The 16941-nt window shown below is 70.5% G+C and carries 16 protein-coding genes; 11 read left to right on the plus strand and 5 right to left on the minus strand.

The features are described 5' to 3' along the window. The coding region (locus tag ABTZ43_RS14050; RefSeq protein WP_350539280.1) for an MMPL family transporter at positions 1-2279 on the minus strand (2279 nt) is incomplete at its 3' end. Positions 2280-2401: 122 nt separating this feature from the next. Between ABTZ43_RS14050 and ABTZ43_RS14055 the strand changes: the two genes are divergently transcribed. Continuing rightward, positions 2402-3025, plus strand: coding sequence for a TetR/AcrR family transcriptional regulator (locus ABTZ43_RS14055; protein ID WP_056412455.1), 624 nt, complete (start codon positions 2402-2404; stop codon positions 3023-3025). A 34-nt stretch (positions 3026-3059) separates the two neighbouring features. Here the strand turns inward: ABTZ43_RS14055 and ABTZ43_RS14060 are convergent, their stop codons facing one another. Continuing rightward, positions 3060-4037, minus strand: coding sequence for an o-succinylbenzoate synthase (locus tag ABTZ43_RS14060; RefSeq protein WP_350539281.1), 978 nt, complete (start codon positions 4035-4037; stop codon positions 3060-3062). A gap of 85 nt (positions 4038-4122) precedes the next feature. Between ABTZ43_RS14060 and ABTZ43_RS14065 the strand changes: the two genes are divergently transcribed. From ABTZ43_RS14065 to ABTZ43_RS14105, 9 genes are all read left to right on the plus strand, one after another. Further along, positions 4123-5034 (plus strand): 1,4-dihydroxy-2-naphthoyl-CoA synthase, encoded by a 912-nt coding sequence (locus ABTZ43_RS14065; protein WP_056515875.1) that lies wholly within the window; start codon positions 4123-4125, stop codon positions 5032-5034. Positions 5035-5059: 25 nt separating this feature from the next. Then, positions 5060-6220, plus strand: a complete 1161-nt coding sequence (locus tag ABTZ43_RS14070) for an AMP-binding protein (protein ID WP_350539282.1) — start codon at positions 5060-5062, stop codon at positions 6218-6220. 75 nt (positions 6221-6295) lie between these two features. Next, the gene (locus ABTZ43_RS14075; RefSeq protein ID WP_350539283.1) at positions 6296-7087 is read left to right on the plus strand and encodes a class I SAM-dependent methyltransferase; all 792 of its coding nucleotides are present in this window, start codon (positions 6296-6298) and stop codon (positions 7085-7087) included. A 60-nt stretch (positions 7088-7147) separates the two neighbouring features. Continuing rightward, a complete protein-coding gene (locus ABTZ43_RS14080) occupies positions 7148-8323 on the plus strand; it encodes an ATP-binding protein (protein ID WP_350539284.1) in 1176 nt (391 codons plus the stop codon). Continuing rightward, complete coding sequence (locus tag ABTZ43_RS14085; protein WP_056412437.1) at positions 8320-8955, plus strand: response regulator; 636 nt, start codon at positions 8320-8322, stop codon at positions 8953-8955. The genes ABTZ43_RS14080 and ABTZ43_RS14085 overlap by 4 nt, the downstream gene beginning before the upstream one ends. A gap of 109 nt (positions 8956-9064) precedes the next feature. Continuing rightward, on the plus strand, positions 9065-9826 hold the full coding sequence (locus tag ABTZ43_RS14090; protein WP_350539285.1) for an ABC transporter ATP-binding protein: 762 nt from the start codon (positions 9065-9067) through the stop codon (positions 9824-9826). Then, positions 9823-11295 (plus strand): ABC transporter permease, encoded by a 1473-nt coding sequence (locus ABTZ43_RS14095; protein WP_149423712.1) that lies wholly within the window; start codon positions 9823-9825, stop codon positions 11293-11295. Before ABTZ43_RS14090 ends, ABTZ43_RS14095 begins: the two co-directional genes overlap by 4 nt. 75 nt (positions 11296-11370) lie before the next feature. Further along, positions 11371-12063 (plus strand): 2-phosphosulfolactate phosphatase, encoded by a 693-nt coding sequence (locus ABTZ43_RS14100; RefSeq protein ID WP_350539286.1) that lies wholly within the window; start codon positions 11371-11373, stop codon positions 12061-12063. A 91-nt stretch (positions 12064-12154) separates the two neighbouring features. Beyond that, on the plus strand, positions 12155-12652 hold the full coding sequence (locus tag ABTZ43_RS14105) for a DUF3054 domain-containing protein (RefSeq protein WP_350539287.1): 498 nt from the start codon (positions 12155-12157) through the stop codon (positions 12650-12652). A 688-nt stretch (positions 12653-13340) separates the two neighbouring features. On the opposite strand, the gene ABTZ43_RS14110 is transcribed toward ABTZ43_RS14105, so the two are convergent. The 3 genes from ABTZ43_RS14110 to ABTZ43_RS14120 form a co-directional block, all read right to left on the minus strand. Continuing rightward, a complete protein-coding gene (locus tag ABTZ43_RS14110; RefSeq protein WP_056412423.1) occupies positions 13341-13829 on the minus strand; it encodes a SprT-like domain-containing protein in 489 nt (162 codons plus the stop codon). Between the two features lie 45 nt (positions 13830-13874). Continuing rightward, a complete protein-coding gene (locus tag ABTZ43_RS14115) occupies positions 13875-14402 on the minus strand; it encodes a hypothetical protein (protein ID WP_045254706.1) in 528 nt (175 codons plus the stop codon). Between the two features lie 126 nt (positions 14403-14528). Beyond that, entirely contained in the window at positions 14529-15389 is an 861-nt protein-coding gene (locus tag ABTZ43_RS14120; RefSeq protein ID WP_350539288.1) for a spermidine synthase, read from the minus strand. 193 nt (positions 15390-15582) lie between these two features. Here ABTZ43_RS14120 and ABTZ43_RS14125 point away from each other — a divergent pair, with 193 nt between their 5' ends. Next, a complete protein-coding gene (locus ABTZ43_RS14125; protein ID WP_350539289.1) occupies positions 15583-16875 on the plus strand; it encodes a sugar ABC transporter substrate-binding protein in 1293 nt (430 codons plus the stop codon). Positions 16876-16941 lie beyond the last annotated feature (66 nt).

Consider the following 16941-nt stretch of genomic DNA (forward strand, 5'->3'; position numbering starts at 1 on the left):
TCGATCGTCAGATCGTCGGCGGCCACCACCGAGTCGTCTCCCGGCCACTCCGCGAGGTGGCGTTCGCGCTCGACCGCCTCGCCCTCGATGTCGACGCTCGGCAGGATCCTCTCGAGCCAGGCCGGGATCTCCCAGGCGCGCTCGCCCAGGATCGCCATCAGCGCCGGGATCAGCGTCATCCGCACGAGGAATGCGTCGATCGCGATGCCCGCGGCGAGCCCGAGTGCGATGGGCTTGAGAGAGGAGTCTCCTTCGGGCACGAAGGCCACGAACACGGCGAACATGATGAGCCCTGCGGCGGTCACGACCTTCGCCGAGCCCGTGAAGCCGCTGCGCACGGCGCGCAGTGCCGCGGCGCGGCGGGTCGCCCGGTCGGGGCTCCTGCCGGCGGGGTCGTGCACGAAGTCCTCCCGCATCCGCGAGACGAGGAAGACCTGGTAGTCCATCGCGAGCCCGAACAGGACGCCCATGAGGATGATCGGCATGAAGCTGATGATCGGGCCGACCTTCGCCACATGCAGGGCATCGGCGAACCAGCCCCACTCGAAGACCGCGCCGACGACGCCGAATCCGGCGACGATCGAGAGCAGATATCCCGCGGCGGCGGTGATCGGCACCCAGAGCGAGCGGAACACGATCGTGAGGAGGATCAGCGAGAGGCCGATCACGAAGATGCCGAACGGCAGGAGAGCGTTGCCGAGCTGGTCGGAGATGTCGATCCCGACGGCGGTGAAGCCGGTGACCTTGAGGTCGATGTCGTATTTCTCGAGCCACTCGTCGTGATGGGCGCGGAGCTCTCGCACCAGATCGGCGGTCGCGGGGTCGTCGGGCGCGGTCTCGGGGATGAGCTGCACGATCCCGGTGTCCGCGGTCTCATTGGGGGTCGAGAGCGCGACCTCCTTGACACCGTCGATCTTCGCGACGTCGTCGCCGAGGTCCTGCATGAGGGTCAGCGGATCGGTCGAGGTGACGATGGTCCCGGTCAGGATGAGCGGGCCGTTGAACCCCGGACCGAACTCCTGGGCCACGAGGTCGTAGCTCTGGCGCGCTTCGGAGGCCTTCGGCAGCACGCCGGCGTTCGGCAGTGCGAGATTCAGGCTCAGCGCGGGGACGGCGACGATGCCGAGCCCGATGATCACCGCGAGCGAGACGAGGATCGGGCGCTTGGTGACCCCGGTGACCCAGCGGTCGCTGCCCTGGCGGCGCGGGCCGGGGGCGGACTCGCCCTTCTTCGCCTTCGGCGCTCGGCGGGGACGGCCGGCGACACGGCCCTTCATGAACCCGAGCAGTGCCGGGGTGAGGGTCACGGCGATCGCGACGGCCACCGCGACGGCGGCCGACGCGGCGATGCCCATCGTCGTCAGGAACGGGATGCCGGCGAAGCCGAGCCCGATCAGCGCGATCAGCACCGTGACGCCGGCGAAGACCACGGCCGAGCCGGCGGTGCCCACGGCGCGTGCGGTCGATTCCTCGGGATCGACGCCGTCGCGGACCTGGTCCTGGTGCCTGGCCATGATGAACAGCGCGTAGTCGATGCCGACCGCGAGTCCCAGCATCAGTGCGAGCAGCGGGGTGGTCGAGGAGACGGTGGCGAAGGCCGTGGCCGCGAAGATCCCCGCCATGGAGATGCCGACGCCGAGCACGGCGGTGAGCAGCGGGAGCCCGGCCACGACGAAGGAGCGGAACGTGACGATCAGCACGAGGAGGGCGATCAGCAGTCCGACGGCCTCGGTGAGCGTGACGCCGGGGATGGACGTGGCGAACAGCTCACCGCCGAGCGAGGTCTGCGAGCCCGACGGAAGCTCGTCCGAGAGGTCCGCGACCACGGAGCGGAGGTCGTCGCGGGTCTGGTCCGACACGTCGGTCGCCTGTCCGTCGAACTGCAGGCGGATGATGCCCGCGGTCTCGTCGTCGTTGATCATGCCGCTGACGTTCTCGTCGTACGGCGACGTGGCCGACAGCACCGAGTCGTCGAGGTCGGCGAGTCGGTCGACCGCATCCTCGATGTCGTCTTTGTATGCGGCGTCGGTCACGTGATCGCCGTCGGCGGCGACCACGATGATCTGCGCGCTGGTGCCGCTGACGGCGGGAAAGGAGCGGTTGAGCTGCTCGAGGCCGGCCTGCGACTCGGTGCCGGGGATCGAGAAGGAGTTGTCCGTGCCCGCTCCGAGAACGAGCGCTCCGGCTCCGGCGATGCCGAGCGCGAGCAGCCAGGACAGGAGGACGCGCCACGGGTGGCGGTACGACCAGCGGCCGAGCGAGGACAGGAGAGTGGACACGGAGCTCCTCGGAAGATGCGGGTTTGGATACACGACTGTATCCAATACATACCTGTATCGTAAAGTGATCGACGCTCCGCACCCTGTGTGCGGGGTGTGAAAATGAGAGGCAGGAGGATTCGATGACGACACCCGCCACCCGCAGTCGCGAGAACACACGCGTGCGACTTCTCGACGCCGCAGCCCAGCTCTTCGCCGAGGTCGGTCTCGACGGCGCCTCTGTCGAGGCGGTCTGCGATCGAGCAGGCTTCACCCGGGGCGCGTTCTATTCGAACTTCGACTCGAAGGACGAACTCTTCCTCATGCTCGCCGGGAGCGTCGCCGAGCAGCGCATCAACGCCGTGCGCGGACGCGTGGACGAGATCGCGGCCGACGGAGGGCTCTCGGAGGGGTGCGATCCGGTCGAGCTCGTGCAGCAGATCATGGATTCGGCCGAAGAGGACCGTCTCGACGTCATGCTGATGAGCGAGATCCGCATCCGTGCTCTGAGGGATGCGCAGTTCGGGGCCGCCTACCTCGCCCAGGAGCGTGAGATGGTCTCGAGCATCGCGACCATCATCACCGACATCGTGTCGGTGAGCTCACTCGAACTGAAGGTCCCGGCCTACGACGCGGCGCGCATGCTCATGCTCATCTGGGAGGGCATGACCGTTCGCGGAGCGATGGCCGGGCAGGACTCCGACAGGCTCCGTCACTCGGGCAGCGAGGAGCTGGGCAGGCTGGTGCAGCTGCTGCTCGCGAAGTGACGCGACGGCGGGCAGGCAGGCGGATCGGGGTCGGTCAGCGAGCCTCGAGCACGGCGTAGCAGCGCGCGAGTCGATCGAGCCACCAGTCGAGACGGTCCGTCGATGCGGCCAGGCGGGTGAGGGCGTCGGCATCCGGCGTCACGCGGCCGGCCGGAATCGACCCGTCGACCGGGCGCAGATCGGCGACGTCGTCGAGGAACAGGGATGCCGTGCCCAGCCCGCAGTCGTAGTCCAGCGCCGGGATCGCGGCCGCCAGGGCCGCACCCTGGGAGAGCCCGACCGCCGTGTCGAGCGCGCTCGAGACGACCACGGGGAGTCCTGCCGCCGTGATGATCTGCAGTGCGTGCGTGACGCCGCCGAGCGGCTGCGCCTTGATCACCAGCAGGTCGGCGGCCTTCTCCCGGGCGACGGCGAGGGGATCGGACGACTTGCGGATGCTCTCATCCGCCGCGACCGGGATGCCCATGTACTTCACGCGGGTGCGCAGCTCGGCGAGTTCGGGCACCGTGGCACAGGGCTGCTCGACGTACTCGAGGTCGAACTCGTTGAGGGCGTGCACGGCGTGCTCGGCCTCGTCGACGTTCCACAGCCCGTTGGCGTCGACGCGGATGCGGCCCTCCGGGCCCATGGCCTCGCGCACGGCCCGGACGCGGGCGATGTCATCGGCGAGCGTCTGCCCCGGTTCTGCCACTTTGACCTTGGCGGTGCGGCACCCGGCGAAGCGCGCCAGGACCTCGGCGACGCGGGCGGCTTCGACCGCGGGGATCGTCGCGTTCACGCCGATCCGCTCCCGCAGCGGCGCGGGCTGCACGTTCCAGGCGAAGTCGATCGCGGCCGCGAGCCAGGTCGCCGCCTCCGCGTCCTCGTACTCGAGGAAGGGGGAGAACTCCGCCCAGCCCTGCGGTCCCTCGATGAGCAGCGCCTCGCGGGTGTCGACGCCGCGGAACCGGGTGTGCAGGGGCAGTGCGACGATCCGGGCCGAGCTGAGCAGGTCTGCGAGCGGTGGGAGCATGTGCTCATTCTGCTCTGAGACGACCGCGGCGGGGCATCCGCCGTGCCGAAGCGTCTGCGACCCCGGCGGGAATAGGCTGGATACCGTGACCAGCGCATTCGTCTCAGACCTGTTCGACCCGGACGAATGGGTGCTCGCGCCCGGAGCCGAGGACTACACCGACATCACCGCCCATGTGAGCACGGACGGAGGGGTCGCCCGGATCGCGTTCAACCGGCCCGAGGTGCGCAACGCCTTCCGTCCCCACACCGTCGACGAGCTGTACCGCGCGCTCGACGATGCGCGGCAGAATCCCCGCATCGGGGCGGTGCTGCTGACGGGCAACGGCCCGAGCCCCAAGGACGGCGGCTGGGCGTTCTGCTCGGGCGGCGACCAGCGGATCCGTGGTCGCGACGGCTACAAGTACTCCGACGACGAGACGACCGTGCACGATCCGGCACGTGCGGGCAGGCTGCACATCCTCGAGGTGCAGCGACTGATCCGCTTCATGCCCAAGGTCGTCATCGCGGTCGTCCCCGGCTGGGCGGCCGGCGGCGGGCATTCGCTGCACGTCGTCTGCGACCTCACGATCGCCTCCGCCGAGGAGGCCCGGTTCAAGCAGACCGACGCCGATGTGGGCAGCTTCGACGCGGGCTACGGCTCGGCCTACATGGCTCGGCAGACGGGGCAGAAGTTCGCGCGCGAGGTGTTCTTCCTCGCCGAGGAGTACTCGGCGCAGCGCGCGTACGAGGCGGGCGCCGTGAACCGCGTCGTGCCGCACGCGGAGCTCGAGCGCGAGGCACTGAAGATGGCGCGCACCGTGCTCACCAAGTCGCCGACCGCGATCCGGATGCTGAAGTTCGCGTTCAATGCCGTCGACGACGGACTGGTGGGACAGCAGGTGTTCGCAGGCGAGGCCACGCGTCTGGCCTACGGCACCGACGAAGCCGTCGAGGGTCGGGACTCGTTCCTCGAGAAAAGGGATCCGGACTGGACCTCCTTCCCCTGGCACTACTGACCCCGACACGAAGGAGCGCACTCACATGGTCGCGTTGAGATCGACGGATGCCGAGGATCCCTCCGAACTCCTCGGCGATCTCGCGCGTGCGCTCGACGGGGGTCCCGCGCTCGGATTCGGCATGCTCGGCGACGCCCCGAGCTGGGTCTCCGAAGGGACGGCGGTCGTGATCGCCACGTCGGGATCGAGCGGCATCCCCAAGCGCGTCGCCCTGAGCGGTGAGGCGCTGCGCGCGAGCGCAGACGCCACGGCGGCACGGATCGGCGCGGGCCGCTGGCTGCTCGCCCTGCCGGCGGGCTATGTCGCAGGCCTTCAGGTCATCGTGCGTTCACTGGTCGCCGGCACGCGGCCGGTCGCGCTGAGCGGACGGTTCTCGCCCGTGTCCTTCGCCGAGTCGACCCTCTCGATGCTCCGGCCGACCATCGGCGCACCGCGCTCCCTCCCCGAGCTCTACACGTCGCTCGTGCCCGCGCAGCTCTCGACCCTGCTCGACGCTGCGGACGACCGCCCCGTGCTCGCCGCGCTGCAGGCGTATCGCGCGATCCTCGTCGGCGGGCAGGCGCTGCCCGAACCGCTGCGCGAGCGCGCGGCCGATCTCGGCATCCGGCTCGTGCGCACCTACGGCTCCACAGAGACCAGCGGCGGATGCGTCTACGACGGGGTGCCGCTCGACACCGTCGCGGTGCGGACGGTCGACGGCGAGCTGCGCATCGCCGGCCCGATGCTCGCCGAGGGCTACCTCGGCGACGGCGAGCTCACGGCGAAGAACTTCTCGCGGGACGAGCACGGCATCCGCTGGTATCACACCGGTGATCTCGGGCTTCTCGACGACGGCCTCGTGCGGGTGCACGGACGGGCCGACAACGTGATCGTCTCCGGCGGACTCAACATCTCCCTCGACCGCGTCGAGCGGCTGGTGCGTCGCGTGCCCGGGCTCACCGGAGCGGTCGTGGTGGGCATCGAGGACGAGCGCTGGGGCGAGGCCTCGGTGATCGTCGCCCCGCGTGGGGAGGCGCTGCGGCGCACGGAGCCCGAGCAGCTCGCGCACGCGCGCGACGTGGTCGCCGAGGAGCTCGGCAAGCACGCCAGGCCCGCGCGGCTGATCCTGGTCGACGAGCTCGACGTGCTCGCCTCGGGAAAGCCCGACCGAGAGGCGATCCGGCGCGCCGTCGCCGAGCTGGACTGACCGTCCGGGCGGGTTCGGGTCGGCTCCGTCGGGGGTCGATTCGGTCCGCTCCGGGAGCTGCTGCGAGACTGGGGCATGGCCACCTACACGCACGGACATCACGCCACCGTCCTCCGCTCGCACAGCACTCGCACGATCGCGAACTCGGCGGAGTATCTGCGGCCGCATCTCGGGGCCGGCATGCGACTTCTCGACGTCGGAGCGGGCCCGGGCAGCATCACGGTCGATTTCGCCGGTGTGGTCGGCCATGTGACGGCGACCGAGATCGATGAGGGCGCCCTCTCGCTGTCGCGCGCCCTCGCGACGAGCAGAGGGCTCACGAACCTCGACTTCTCCGTCGAGGACGTGCACTCCCTGAGCTTCGCCGACGACAGCTTCGACGTCGTGCACACGCACCAGGTGCTGCAGCACGTCGGCGACCCGGTGCAGGCGCTCCGGGAGATGCGTCGGGTCACGGTGGCGGGCGGAGTGGTCGCCGCGCGGGACGCCGACTACGCGGGCTTCCTCTGGTTCCCGATGCTTCCGGAGCTCGACCGCTGGCTCGACCTCTATCGGCGCGCGGCACGAGCGAACGGCGGCGAACCCGACGCGGGCCGCCGCCTGCTCGCCTGGGCGCGGGCCGCCGGATTCGACGATGTCACGGCGACCAGCTCCACGTGGACCTATGCGACGCCGGAGGACCGTGCCTGGTGGGGCGGCATGTGGGCAGACCGCATCCTCGAGTCCGCGCTCGCCCGGCAGCTCGTCGACAGCGAGATGGCGACAGGTGCCGACCTGCGGGCGATCAGCGAGGCGTGGACGCGCTGGGCCGACGACGGAGACGGCTGGTATCTCGTGCCGCACGGAGAGATCATCGCGCGCGCCTGACCCGTCGGATACATCTGCAGGCGGATGCGGGACGCCTCCGTGGCCGCGTAGCGTGGGGGAGTGATCCGCCCGCTCTCCCGCACGGCGCTCGTGCTCGACATCGTCGGGGCGGCGCTGCTCTTCGTCGTCCTCACCCCGTTCTCCGTCGCCTTCTACGGGCCGGGGACGGGCAGCGCGACCGCCAGCGGCGCCTCGGTCATCGCGGTCGTCGTGGCCGGGCTTCTGATGTGCGGCGGTGTCGCGATCGGCCGGCTCGCCCCCGCTCTCGCCCTCGTCGCCGCCTGGGCGGGTGCGATCGTCCAGATGTCGGCGAGCCTCGGTCCGCTCCCTCTCGATCTCGGGATCCTGCTGGTGCTCTACGCGACGGCGGCCTGGGGCTCGCGTGCGGTGCTCTGGTGGGGGTTCGGCTCGGCGCTCTTCGGCGGCCTCGTCGCCGCCGTGTACATGGTGGCCGTCACGGGTGTCGGCTCCGGGTCCAGCGGCTGGGATCAGCTGACCATCGGCACTCTGCTCCTCGTGCTCTCGATCCTCGCCCTCGGGTTCGCCTGGGTGTGCGGTCTGCTGTGGCGGGTGGTGCTGCGAGCCCGCCGCACCCGTTCCGCGCAGCTGCAGGCGGAATCCCTCGCGGCCGAGGAGCAGGAGCGCGTGCGCATCGCTCGCGACATGCACGACATCGTGGCGCATTCGCTCGCCGTGGTCATCGCCCAGGCCGACGGTGCGCGGTACGCCGCCGCGGCGAAGCCCGAGATGGCCACCGAGGCGCTGGGCACCATCGCCCAGACCGCGCGATCAGCGCTCAGCGACGTGCGCCTGCTGCTCACCCAGCTGCGTCATCGTCAGGGCGACGGGCCGCAGCCGACGCTCGCCGACCTCGAGGCGCTGTTCGCCCAGGTGCGTCAGGCGGGCATCGAGCCGCGCATCACCGTCGACCCCACCCCGCCGGGCGAGCCGCCGGGGGCGATCCAGCTCGCCGTGTACCGCATCCTGCAGGAGGCGCTCACCAACGCCATCCGGCACGGCGACGGCGCCGTCGACGTGCACCTCGCGTGGCTTCCCGATCGCGTCGACATCGACGTGCGCAACACGGTCGGTCGCGAGCTCTCGTCGAGCAGCGGAGGGCACGGAGTGATCGGCATGCGCGAACGTGCCCAGCTCGTCGGCGGTAGCCTTCAGGCGGAGCGCGAGGGCACCCGGTTCGTGGTGCGTGCCTCGCTCCCGATCGGAGAAATCGCATGATCAAGGTCGTCCTCGTCGATGATCAGGCGCTGTTCCGCGCCGGCATCCGCATGCTGCTCGCCTCGCAGCCCGACATCGATGTCGTCGGCGAGGCCGGAGACGGACGTGAGGGGCTCGAGGTGGTGTCCAGGACCCGTCCCGACGTCGTGCTGATGGACATCAGGATGCCGGTCATGGACGGTCTCACGGCGACGGCGGAGATCCTCTCGCGGCCCGAGCCGCCCCGGATCGTCATGCTCACCACCTTCGACCTCGACGAGGCGGCCGCCCGGGCGATCCGTCAGGGTGCCAGCGGGTTCCTGCTGAAGGATGCCGACCCCGAGTTCCTCCTCGCGGCGATCCGCACCGTGCACTCCGGGTCGAGCGTCATCGCCGCGTCGGCCACCCGGGAGCTGTTCGAGCACTTCTCCGAGGCGCCCAAGCCCGTGCCGCCGCAGTTCGCAGCGCTCACCGACCGGGAGCGGGAGATCTTCGCCCTCGCGGCGAGGGGCCTCTCGAACGCCGAGATCGCGGCCCGCGAGTACCTCAGCGAGGCGACGGTGAAGACGCATATCAGCCGGATCCTGGCCAAGCTGAGCCTGCGCGATCGCGTGCAGCTGGTGGTCTTCGCCTTCGAGCACGGACTCGCCTGAGTCCCGTTCCCGGGGCATTCCCTGGTGCATCCGGATCATCCTGCAGATGTACACGGATGCTCCGCCCGGGCGATGCGGGGTCGCGGCCCTGCTCCGTAGCGTCGATGATATGGAGATCACGACCACCGACCTCGGGCTCGCAGCCCGCGTCCAGCACCTCGAGAAGACCTACGGCTCCGGTGAGGGCACCGTCCGCGCGCTGGACGACGTCAGCGTCGGCATCCGCCGCGGGCAGTTCACCGCCATCATGGGGCCATCGGGGTCCGGCAAGTCCACGCTCATGCACATCATGGCCGGGCTCGACACCCCGACCAGCGGACGCGCATGGATCGGCGACACCGAGATCACCGGACTCGCCGACCTCGACCTGACCATCCTGCGTCGGCGTCGCGTCGGCTTCATCTTCCAGGCGTTCAACCTCGTCCCCACCCTGACGGCTCTCGGCAACATCATGCTGCCGTTCGAGCTCGACGGCCGTCGCCCGAGTGCGATCGAGAAGGCCCGGATCGACGGGCTCATCGACACCCTCGGGCTCGGCTCCCGGCTGCAGCACCGCCCGCACCAGCTGTCCGGCGGTCAGCAGCAGCGGGTGGCCATCGCACGGGCGCTCGCGACCGCCCCCGACCTGGTCTTCGCCGACGAGCCCACCGGCAACCTCGACTCGAAGACGGGGCGCGAGGTCCTGCAACTGCTGGCGACCGCGAGTCGCGAGCACGGCCAGTCCATCGCGATGGTGACGCACGACGCGATCGCGGCCAGCCACGCGGACCGGGTGCTCTTCCTCGGCGACGGTCGCATCGTCGCCGACCATCCGCGCCAGAGCGCCGAGGAGATCTCCGCGTACATGCTGGCGGCGGAGGTGTCGGCATGAGCGCCGTGATGGAATCGGCGACGAGGGCCGTCGTCCCGCAGACAGCGGCGACAGGACCCCGTCTGGCCTGGCTGCGGGATCGGGGCATGGGGGCGAGCGTGCTCGTCGCGGCGCTCTCGGCGGCATTCGGAGTGGTGCTCGTCGAGACGACGACGTACATCGGCGCGGTGCTGCAGGCCGATCCGTTCATCGGGGGGAGCGAGACCCTCGCCGTGGTGATCGGCCTGCTGTCGGTGCTGCTCACCGCCGTCGCGATGTACGTCGCGGCGATCGTGACCGCCAACACGTTCTCGACCATCATCGCGGGCCGCACCCGCCAGATCGCGCTGATGAGGCTCATCGGCGCGACCGCCCGGTCGCAGCGCTCGGAGGTCGGTCGACAGGGACTCGTCGTCGGTCTGATCGGCGCCGTCCTGGGGCTCGCGGCGGGGCTCGGGATCGCCGCAGTCGGTGTGGGGATCGGAGGACAGCTGATCGAGAACGTGCCGGAGGGGTTCTCCCTCGGTCAGCCCGCCATCGCGCTGCCGGCGATCGGTGTCGCGCTCACCACCTGGGCCGCCGCGTGGGTGGGATCGCGGCGGGTTCTCGCGGTCACACCGCTGCAGGCGATCGGCGGCTCGGTGGAGCGCACCCATGAGGAGGTCTCGCGCCGCAGTCGTCACGTCGGCGCCTGGGTGCTGCTGATCGCCGGCTCGCTGCTGCTGGCGGGGGGAGTGGTGGCAGGACTGGTGAGTCCCGCCGGCGTGGTGATCGCCTTCGTCGGCGGTCTGCTGTCGTTCACGGGTCTCGCGCTCGGCGCCGTGCTGTTCATGCCGCCGGTGCTGCGACTCGTCGGTCGCATGTTCGGGTCGAGCGCCACCGCACGGCTCGCCGCCGAGAACGCGCTGCGTTACCCCGAGCGGTCGTCGCGCATGGCGATCGGCGTGGTCATGGGGGTCACGCTCGTCACGATGTTCGCCGTCGCGCTGGAGTCGGTCAAGCAGATGCTGATCACCCAGGTCGAGGGGGAGACGCCCCCGGAGTTCTTCGCGCCGTTCGACGCCTTCGCCGCCGTGATGATGGTGCTCGTCGCCGTCTCCGCGGTGATCGCCGCCGTCGGGCTGGTGAATCTGCTGACCATCGGGGTCGTGCAGCGTCGCCGAGAGCTGGGACTGCTGCGTTCCATCGGGCTCTCCAACTCTCAGGTGCGCCGCATGGTGCTGCTCGAGGCCACGCACATCACCGTCGCGGCGACGCTGACGGGGCTCGTGCTGGGAGTGGTCTACGGATGGATCGCCGCGCAGTCGCTGCTCGGCTCGACGCCGACCCTGCCGGACTTCACCCCCGCCGGGCTCGTCGCCCCGCACGTGCCGTGGATTCCCGTCGCCATCATCGTCGTCGCCACGGCGGTGCTGACCCTGGTCGCGGCTGCGACACCGACGCGGCTCGCCACGCGGGTCGCGCCGGTCGAGGCGCTCGCCGCCGACTGACCGCATCCGATGCCCCGGGTGACCCACGAGGTCATCCGGGGCATCGCCGCGCATGCCTCGCCCTAGGCTGGAGGGATGCCGTCTGCGTTCGATCAGTCCACGTATCAGGTGCGCCTCGACTGGGGCGTCGAGGGGCTCGAACGTCTCGCTCCGGCCGATGTCGTCGTGGTGGTCGATGTGCTGCGGTTCTCCTCGAGCGTGGCGGATGCCGTCGCATCCGGCACCACGGTGGCGCTCGACGATGCCGTGAACTGGTCTCGCAACGGAGCCGCGGTCGCCGCGCGCGCCCGTGACGACTCCCGCGCCGCACAGGCGGGCACCGGTGATGCTCCCGTCGTCCTGGTGGGGAGTCTGCGCAACGCCTCCGCCGTCGCCAGGGCCGTGGCCACCCTGCAGGAGCGCAGGCAGGCGCGCACCTCCGTCGCGGTGATCGCCGCGGGCGAGGCGGACTCCTCCGGCGTGCTCCGCTTCGCCGTCGAGGACCAGCTCGGAGCGGGCGCAGTGATCTCCGCGCTGACCGACCTGGGCATCGATCACACCGCACCGGATGCCGCGGTCGCCGCCGAGGGCTTCCGCGCCCTGTCGCGGGCGCTGCGACACCTCATCGGAGCGAGCGGTTCGGCTCGGGAGCTCGCCGAGGGCGTCGCCGCGACCGATCGCATGCGGGCGGCGGGGGTCGTCCCGGCGTCGACCGCCGAGGCCGCGCAGGTCGACGCGCTCGACGTGGTGCCGATCCTGCGCGAGGGTGTCTTCGCCGCGTTCGAGTGAGGCGGGCGGGAGCGTCCTCGCCGGATGGTCCCGTCGGCAACAGGCCGCACCGTCGACACCGGATCCGGCCGGCGCGACGTAGGGTCGTGGCATGAGGTACGTTCCCGCACTCATCCTCGATGCCGTCCTGGTGCTCGTGTTCGCCGTGATCGGCCGCGCCTCGCATGAGGAGGACGCCGGTGGGTTCCTGCTCACGGCCTGGCCCTTCCTCGTCGCGCTGCTGCTCGGCCACCTCGTCGCCGCGCTGCTGCCTGCGCGCCCGCGTCGCCCGTGGTCCCTGGCCTGGGGCGCGGTGGCAGGGGCTGTGACCGTCGTCGGGGGTCTCCTTCTTCGCGTGGTCTCCGGGGACACCGCGCAGATCGCCTTCATCATCGTCGCGACCCTCGTGCTGGCCGTGTTCCTGCTCGGCTGGCGCGTGTTGGCGGCGTTCCTGCGTCGTCGGGCCGGTCGCGCGGATGTCGCACCCACGGACGACACGATGGACGTCGACCCCGCGTCCGGTGGAGAGGCCGCATCGGCGTCCGGTGCCGGGCGCGTCGCGGATGCGGCGGCGCCGTCCGACCCGGACGACGACGACCGCGCGCGCTGACGCGTGCGGGGTCGATTCCGCATCCGTGCCGGGGTGCGGGGTCACTTGCGCATCCGGATGGGGGGCGGGGTCGATTGTGCATCCGCGCCGGCGTGCGGGGTCACTTGCGCATCTGTGCTGGCGTGCGGGGTCACTTCCGCATCCGCGCCGGGGTGCGGGGTCGATTGCGCATCCGAAATGGCCTGGTGCGGTGCGTTTTTGACCCCGGCCGGATCGGGCGGCGACGAGGGTGCGAGCTAACGTATGCGGGGTCACTTCCGCATCCGCGCTGGCGTGCGGGGTCACTTCCGCATCTGCGCCGGGGTGCGGGGTCGATTGCGCATCCGAAATGGCGTGGTGCGGTGTGTTTTTGACCCCGGCAGGATCGGGCGGCGACGAGAGTGCGAGCGTTGGCGCGGGCTGTGACGAGAGTGCGGGTGCTGGGCAGGGATGGGATCGATCGCACCTGCGCGAGGGATGCAGGTTACTTCCGCCTGCGCGAGGGATGCGGGGTCATATCCGCATCCGCCCCGGGGTGCGGGGTCACTTCCGCATCCTCTCCGGGGTGCGGGGTCACTTCCGCATCCGAAAAGGGGTGGCGCCGTGCGTTTTTGACCCCGGCTGGCTCGGACCGTGATGCCGCCACCCGACGCCGCCCGCCGGCCCCCGCGACCGCGCGGGGGGCGACGCGGCACGTGCCGACGCGCGCTCAGCGGGACATCTGAGCGGCGAGCCGGGTGTCGGCCGTGATCTCGCGGCGCGTCCACTCGAACACGTAGCGCGCGTCATACGACCGTGAGCATCGGGCGCAGGACGTCGCCCGCGTCGGACGGCGGTGCCGATAGGTGACGTGTCCGGAGGGGCAACGGCCGACCCACGGCGCCAGTTCCACAGCGGTCTCGCCGTGATGGGTGGTGCCACCGACGTATCCGAGGTCGCGGGCCACGCGCTTCCACGCGGGACCATGAGCCGCTTCGTGACCGGCGATGGCGTGCGCGACCTCGTGCAGAAGCACCTGATGGATCTCATCGTCGTCGAATCGCGCGGCCAGGTAACGCGACACCGTGATCCGCTTCTTCGTGTAGTCGCACTGCCCTGCTCGGCGCTTGGCGTGGTCGAAGTCGAACGACCAGCTCGTGTCGAGATGCAGCGTGATCAGTGCGTCGCCCCAGACGCGCACCCGGTCAAGTTCCGCCATGCGATCAGGCTAAGCCATGCCACCGACATGGGAGCGCAGCGGGCGTCAGCCTGCGACGAGCTGTGCGGTGCGACGCCGTTCGGCGGCTTCGATCGCGAGCAGCACGGTCTCGAGCTCCCGATCCTCCGCGCCGGCCTCGCGGCGGAGGAAGAGCGACTGCTTGAAGCTCTCCCGCGCAGTCTCGAAGTCCCCGGCCTCATACGCGTTCTTGCCGTGGTGGTGGTAGGCGAAGGCCGCGATCGACAGCCACCGCTGCCCCTCGGCCTCGGCCGCGCAGGTGGAGAGCTCCTGTTCCGCGGCGGCGTGCGCCCCGCGGTACTGGAGGATGGTGGCGTGCAGCACGCGGGCGCGCAGGACATCCTTGCGCGTGCCGGCCATGCGCGACTGGCGCACCGCCTCGTCGGCGAGCGGCAGAGCCTCGTCCAGGCGATCGAGGACCTTCAGCAGCCACACCCGCTCCAGCAGCGCCGGAAGGCTGCGCTGGCCCTCGATCTCGCTCAGTCGTGCCGAGCACTCACCGATGTCGACCAGCTCGCGAAGGCTCTCCGGGTCATAACCCTGGATGAAACTCATTGCTCTCCTTCCGCAGCGTCCTCACTCCAGTGTGCCTCGCGCGGGCGGTCTGGTCGGGGCGGCACGCCCACACCGGCGAGACCGCCCGGCGAGACGGCCGCGAGGAGATCGTCTCTGCCGCTGTGATCAGCGCAGGAACAGTGACGCGTCGGGCCGGGGCGAGGGCACGGCGTCGGCGTCGGTCACCACGCGTGCGCCCTGCAGGAAGGCTCGCGCCTCGGCGCCCTGGGCGATCTTGGCCGGATGCGGTCCGGCGGCCAGCATCCGCGGCAGCCATTCCGTGGGCAGCGGTGCGGCCGAGGCGGCCATGACGAGATTGCCGAAGTGGCGACCCTTCAGCACCTGGGTGTCGGCGAGCACGGCGATCTCGGGCAGCACCTCCGCGATGGTCGCGAGCTGGCGTCGCGCGAACGCGAGGCCGGGTCCGTCGGCGACGTTGACGAGCAGCACGCCGCCGGGGGAGAGGAGCGCCGAGAGCTCGCGGTAGAACTCGATGCTGGTCAGGTGCGCGGGGGTCTGGGCGCCGGAGTACACGTCCGAGACCACGAGGTCGCAGCTCTCGATGAGGGCGGAGGGCAGACGGGCGATGCCCTCGCGGGCGTCGCCGATCCGCAGCCGGATCGAGGCGCCGCGGGGGAGCGGCAGGTTCTCGCGCACGAGCGCGACGAGGGGTGCTTCGAGCTCGATGACCTGCTGCCGGGAACCCGGTCGCGTCGCCTCGATGTAGCGGGGGAGGGTGAGTGCACCGGCGCCGAGATGCACGGCGGTGAGAGGCCCGGCGGCGAGCTGGTCGATCACGGCGCCCATGCGCACGATGTACTCGAAGTGCAGGTGGGCCGGATCGTCGAGGTCGACGTGGGACTGCGGCGTCTCGTCGACGATCAGTTCGAACCCGGTCGTGAACTCCGAGGGCACGATCCGGGCGAGACCGCCGTGGTCGAGACGGGCCTGAGGATGCTCGGTGTCTCGTGCTCGCGTCCTGCCCATGAACCGAGCCTACGCGCTCCCTCACTCCTCCCGCAGACAGGCCCCGCGGGCGGCAGAGCCCGGTCTGCGAGGCGATGTTACGGCCGCATGACGTTTCTGGGAAGAACTTGCAGCGAATTAGTTAGTGGTGAATACTTTTTCCTACGTGGTAGGCACCCGATGCCGCCAGGACGTTTCAAAGAGGAGAACCCTGATGCACAAGCGCATTCTTCCGGTCGTGGCGCTCGGCGCTGTGGCCACCCTGGGCCTGGCGGCCTGTGCCGGTGGCGCAACCGGCGACGGTGGAGCCGTCGACGGAGAGGGCCAGGAGCTCACCGTCTGGATCATGAAGGGCACCAACCCCGACGCCAGCGCGTTCTACGACGAGGTGTCCTCGGCATTCGAGGAGGAGACCGGGGCGACCGTCAAGATCGAGGAGATCCAGTGGGCCGACGCCCACGACCGCTTCGTGACCTCGATCGCCGGCGGCACCACCCCGGACATCGCCGAGACCGGAACCACCTGGACCGCGGAGTTCGCGGACGCGGGTGCGCTCGAGCCGCTCGATGAGTACGTCGACGCCGAGAAGGGCCTGCGCGACGACCTCGTCGAGGGTCTGGCTGTGGCCGGCACCTACGATGACGAGCTCTACGGCATGCCCTGGTACGCCGGCGTGCGCTCGATCGTTTACCGCACCGACGTGTTCGAGGAACTCGGCCTCGAGGCTCCGAAGACGTGGGACGACATCGTCACCGCGGGCGAGGCCATCAAGGCCGCCAAGCCCGACATGCTGCCCTTCCCCGTCGCCGGGGACGCCGAGTTCCAGGTCTACCCGTGGGTCTGGGGTGCGGGCGGCGAGGTCGCCACCCTCGACGGTAAGAAGTGGACGAGCGAGCTCGACAGCGACGAGTCGCAGGCGGGCATCGAGTTCTACACGGGCCTCGCCACCGAGCACGGCTTCTCTTCGGCCGGCGCCACCACGTGGAAGGAGACCGACCTGCGCGACTCCTTCACCCAGGGCAACGTCGCCATGATGCTCTCGGGCTCGTGGACCCCCAAGGCGCTCATCGAGGCCAACCCCGAGCTCGACGGCAAGATCGGCGCGGCCGTGATCCCGGGCGAGGACGGCGGGATCGCTCCGTCGGTGCTCGGCGGCTCGCACCTGTCGGTGTTCAACACCACCAAGAACGCCGAGCTCTCGTGGCAGTTCGTCAAGCTGATGACCACGGGCGAGTTCGCCGAGAAGTGGGCCGAGGAGACCGGCTACTTCCCCGGAGTCCAGTCGGCGATGGAAGAGGCCCTCGCCTCGACCGACCCGCTGGTCGCCCCGTTCGCCCAGCAGATGGTCGAGGGTGGAGCATCCGTGCCCGTCACCCCGAACTTCGGCGCCGTGCAGGCGAAGAAGACGACGAACTCGATGATCCAGGCCATCCTCAGCGGGCAGAAGGACGTCGCCACGGCGACGAAGGATGCCGCGGCCGAGATGACCGACCTGCTCAACAAGTAAGGCCGTACCCCTTCATGTCGATGGTGCACGCGCCGCTGCCGGCCACGGAGACGGAGCCTCGCTCCG

It is taken from the genome of Microbacterium sp. NPDC097977 (assembly GCF_040302605.1).
GTDB lineage: Bacteria > Actinomycetota > Actinomycetes > Actinomycetales > Microbacteriaceae > Microbacterium.